This window comes from Porticoccus sp. (assembly GCF_965660005.1).
Lineage (GTDB): Bacteria > Pseudomonadota > Gammaproteobacteria > Pseudomonadales > Porticoccaceae > Porticoccus.
Genome location: NZ_CBFHYF010000072.1, coordinates 1 through 4,392 on the forward strand (window position 1 = coordinate 1; position 4,392 = coordinate 4,392).

A 4,392-nucleotide genomic window follows, 5' to 3' on the forward strand; every position below is an offset into this window, starting at 1 on the left:
CCGGTCGCCTTTGGGGTCTTCAATCTTGTCGACCTCCATGGAAAAATCGATGGCACTCATAATCCCGTCACCAAATTTTTCCTGAATCACCTCTTTCAGGGTGTCGCCATAGACCCCAACCACTTCATACAATCGATAGATCAGCGGATCTGTCGGCACGGCCTTGTCCCAATTTTTCGTCGGGTAGCTCGCCAGCGCACTGGCAACTTCCGGCCCCAGTCCCAAATACCCGGCAATCGCCTTCGCCTTTTCCGGTGGCGCGCTATTCATGCCGAGACAGGCGGAAGTAAGCCACACCGTCGACATGCCCAGGTCATTTGCCATGGATTCCCAGCTCAACCCCTTGGCCAGCTTGGTACTGATAATGGTTTCAATCATCGAGATTTTATTCATGGATACTCCTTCACTTTTCATTAGATGGCAGCCTTCAGGGCTACCGACTGTTCACTTTGTGGATGGATATCAACAGACGGATCTACCTCCTGTGTGGCACCGCCAACCTGTCCGGCAGAACCGGACAATTGCCCGGAACGTTTCACCAGGAAATTCACCAGATAATTGCGAATCTTGTAGTAGGCAGGGTCTTCAATAATATTGGCACGGTTGCGGGGACGGGGAATATTGATCCTGACGGACTCCGCCACCCTGGCATGGGGACCATTGGTCATCAGCAGCACCCTGTCTGCCAGCAGTATGGCCTCGTCGACGTCATGGGTAATCATGAAAACGGTCTGCTGGGTTTCACTCCATATTTTCAGCAGCTCATCCTGAATGACGCCACGGGTCAGTGCATCAAGTGCACCAAACGGCTCATCGAGCAGTAACAGCTTGGGACTGGTGACAAAGGCGCGGGCAATACTGACACGCTGGCACATGCCGCCGGACAATTCGGATGGCTTGCGGTGAAGCGCCCCGGACAACCCGACCATTTCCAGGAAGTGACTGCTGTGGGCGTCCACCTTGGCTTTATTCCACTTCGGCCAACGCGCCTTGACTCCAAAACTGACATTCTGGAGAGCCGTTAGCCAGGGCAACAAACTGTAATTCTGAAACACCACGCCGCGATCAAGGCTCGGCCCGGAAGCCTCCTTGTTGTCCATGATCATGGTACCTGTGGTGGGAATCTCCAATCCCGCCATCACATTCAAAATGGTGGACTTTCCACAACCTGAGTGACCGATAATGCAAACAAATTCCCCTTTGTCGATGCCGATATTGGCACCTTCAAACACCACCAGATCCTGTTCTTTTGAAGGATAAACTTTGGAAAGCCCTTCAATACTGACGAAATGTCGACTCATGGGCTAATCCTCGTATTGCACCAGTTTGGTCACAGCCGCCAGGGTCATATCCAGCAACATACCGACGATACCAATCATTAAAATGGAAAAAATAACGCTGTTCAGATCCAGATTGTTCCACTCGTTCCAGACGTAATAGCCGATACCGGCCCCCCACCAGCATCTCGGCGGCGACAATCACCAGCCAGGCGATACCAATGGAAATGCGCATCCCGGTGAGAATGGTGGGCGCTGCCGCCGGCAGAATTACCAGAAAGGCTGTTTTCAGTGGACTCAACTCATGGGTGCGGGCCACCTTGATCCAGTCGGTGCGAACATTGGCCACACCAAAGGCGGTATTGATCAACATGGGCCAGATGGAACAGATGAAGATCACAAAAATAGCCGAACCTTCCGAGTCCCTGATGATGAACAGAGCCAGCGGCATCCAGGCCAATGGCGAGATGGGACGCAGTACCTGGATAAAAGGATTGAGTGCCTTGTGCATCAGAGGCGACATGCCAATAACAAAACCCAGCGGTATCGCGATCAACGCCGCCGCCAGATAACCGGTCAGCACCCGATAGAGGGAATAGGCCAGCTGGATGCCGATACCCTTGTCATTGGGGCCGGCATCGTAGAACGGGTCGCTCAGCTCATTCCAGGCATGACTGAATATCTGGGAAGGAGGTGGAACGCGGGCCTCCTGATCCGCGCCACCCATCATCCGTTCATATTCCGACAACCCCTCACTGGCTGCGGGAGCCAGGTTCATCGCCTCCCATATACCAAGCCCAACCAGTAACAATAACAGCGAGAGCAGGGTTGCCTTCATATTCAGTGAGGCCATGTCATACCCTCTTGATGGCAAAGCTGTTGATGTATTCCTCGGGCTCGTTGTAATCAAACGTCTTGCCCATAATGATGTGTTTCTTGTAGGTGGTCGCCGGCGGGGTATAACCCAGCTCCTCCATGACCTTGCCGGTTTCCGATGCCACGTAGACCTGTTCGGCGATCTTCCTGTAATCCACATCGCCACTGATATAACCCCAGCGTTTCATCTGGGTGAGAATCCATACCGCGATGGAGTGCCAGGGGAAAGGATCAAAATCAATGCGGTCGGGAACGTCGTAAATCTTTTCCTCCAACCCATCCACGTAACGACCCGTCAGTACCTGCCTGACCACCACCTCGGGCTGATTGAGATAGTTTTTCGGCGATATGGCCCGGGCGATTTCCTCACGGTTTTCCGCTTTGGCAGAAAAATGGGTGGCATCCACAATGGCCCTGAACAGGGCTGCGTAGGTATTGGGCATCTCGGTGGCAAACTTCTGACTACAGGCAAAGGCACAGCAGGGATGCCCTTCCCAGATATCCTTGGTGAGAATATGCAGGAAGCCGATCTTCTCGAACACAGCACGCTGGTTGAACGGATCCGGCGACAGATAGCCATCCAGGTTGCCGGCCCGAAGGTTGGCCACCATTTCCGGCGGCGGCACAACCCGGATCTGAATATCCTGATCCGGATCCAGCCCATGCTCCGCCACGTAATAGCGCAGCAGAAAATTGTGCATGGAGTAATCAAAGGGCACCCCGAATTTGAAGCCCTTCCACTGTTTCGGATCGCGCTTATCCTTGTGCTTGTTATGCAGCACAATGGCCTGACCGTTGATATTTTCCACGGCCGGCATGATGTAGGGGGTCGCGGTGGATCCCGCCCCCATGGACATGGCCAGCGGCATGGGTGTCAGCATGTGGGAAGCGTCATATTCACCGTTCAGCGACATATCCCGGGCCACCGCCCAGCCGGCTGTTTTGATCACATCCACATCGAGGCCATACTTCGCATAGAAGCCCATTGGCTGGGCCATGATGATAGGCGTGGCACAGGTAATCGGCACAAAGCCCACTTTAAGTTTGGTTTTCTCCAGTGGACCCATCGACTCCTTCACCGCCGCTTTCACCTTTTCCAGCGGGATCATACTGCCGAGTACTGTGGCCAGAGTGCCGCCACCCATCAAGCGGATAAAATTGCGACGGCTGGTATCGTTGTGGCCAAACACCCCGCGCACAATGGCACTTTCCACTGTGCGGTCGAGCAAATCCTCAGAACTGTCGAAAGACACGGCCCCCGCCGCCGACTGATGACGGCCCTCTCCCTGCTCAGCCTGTTGCTCCAACAGAGCCAGACGCTGATTGTCAGTCAGGCCGCCGGGGGTTGCTGATTCAGCCTGACATACCCTGCAGGAACAATCATTGGTGTGAGTCAGACTGGTATCGGCATCAAACGGGTTACCTAAACTTTTCGTCGCCATGATATATTTCCTCTTCATTTTTGGGTAGCGCTGTGGTGGGCGCACTGTACTGGTGCACCAAACCCTGAGTGCCGCTCCTGGATGGGCAACGGCGTTCTATCAAACCCTGCTTATCTGGATTGATAGCGACTGCTGCACTACTAAATCGCAACTTTGGTGCCAACTCGTAACACAATGGGCAATTGTTTGATTTAAATAGATAAACAACCTAAAGCATGCCGTTATTCATGCCACGAAAAATCGTAATTCACGAAAAATCGTTGCCAAAAAAACGATTTTTCGTCGTTATTGGCGCGAAACTTGTTAGCTGTATTGCAGACCCCACGGCTTAACGGCAGGCCCCCATGCAGGACGAACGTTTTTTATTACTCGGCAACGGCGCAAGTGGTGATTGACCCGATTGACGATCGGGTTCTATTTGTCAACCAGGAAGCCTGCCGACTAATGCACAGGGATGTGATTGAAATCCAGTCCAGTCGGGCGAGCCGGCTATTTTCTCCGAATCTGCCAGCGCTGATTCTTTTCACCCAGGAACTGGTTGAAAAAGGGCGCGGCTGGTGTGACCACTTGCTGGCACAATCAGCCATCGGGGAAGTACGCCTTGAAGTGAATGGCCGCTGCTCCGCGGCAGGTGATCACCCTCACCTGTTCCTCGGCTTACAGAAGGCAGATGACCTGGAACAGTTGCGGGAGCGCTCCAGTGCCGAGCGACACTATCTGTCTGGTATCGGTCACTGGAACAGGGTGTCCCAGGTCTTCCAGGAATTTGAGCGGGAAAATCAATTGCTGCTGGACGC

Annotated in this window: 4 protein-coding genes and 1 pseudogene; 1 reads left to right on the forward strand and 4 read right to left on the reverse strand. The window is 53.6% G+C overall.

Going from position 1 to position 4,392, the window contains the following annotated elements; all coding sequences use genetic code 11:
- From cynS to ACTF5G_RS09970, 4 genes are all read right to left on the reverse strand, one after another.
- Window positions 1–393 (reverse strand): cyanase (cynS, locus tag ACTF5G_RS09955; protein WP_438952650.1); only part of this gene is annotated, 393 nt, incomplete at its 3' end.
- Window positions 394–413: 20 nt separating this feature from the next.
- A complete protein-coding gene (locus ACTF5G_RS09960; protein WP_438952651.1) occupies window positions 414–1,301 on the reverse strand; it encodes an ABC transporter ATP-binding protein in 888 nt (295 codons plus the stop codon).
- Window positions 1,276–2,130, reverse strand: coding sequence for an ABC transporter permease (locus ACTF5G_RS09965; protein ID WP_438952652.1), 855 nt, complete (start codon window positions 2,128–2,130; stop codon window positions 1,276–1,278). Before ACTF5G_RS09965 ends, ACTF5G_RS09960 begins: the two co-directional genes overlap by 26 nt.
- Window position 2,131: 1 nt before the next feature.
- The gene (locus ACTF5G_RS09970; protein WP_438952653.1) at window positions 2,132–3,595 is read right to left on the reverse strand and encodes a CmpA/NrtA family ABC transporter substrate-binding protein; all 1,464 of its coding nucleotides are present in this window, start codon (window positions 3,593–3,595) and stop codon (window positions 2,132–2,134) included.
- A 387-nt stretch (window positions 3,596–3,982) separates the two neighbouring features.
- Between ACTF5G_RS09970 and ACTF5G_RS09975 the strand changes: the two are divergent.
- A pseudogene (locus ACTF5G_RS09975) lies at window positions 3,983–4,392 on the forward strand (Fis family transcriptional regulator); the annotation flags it as partial.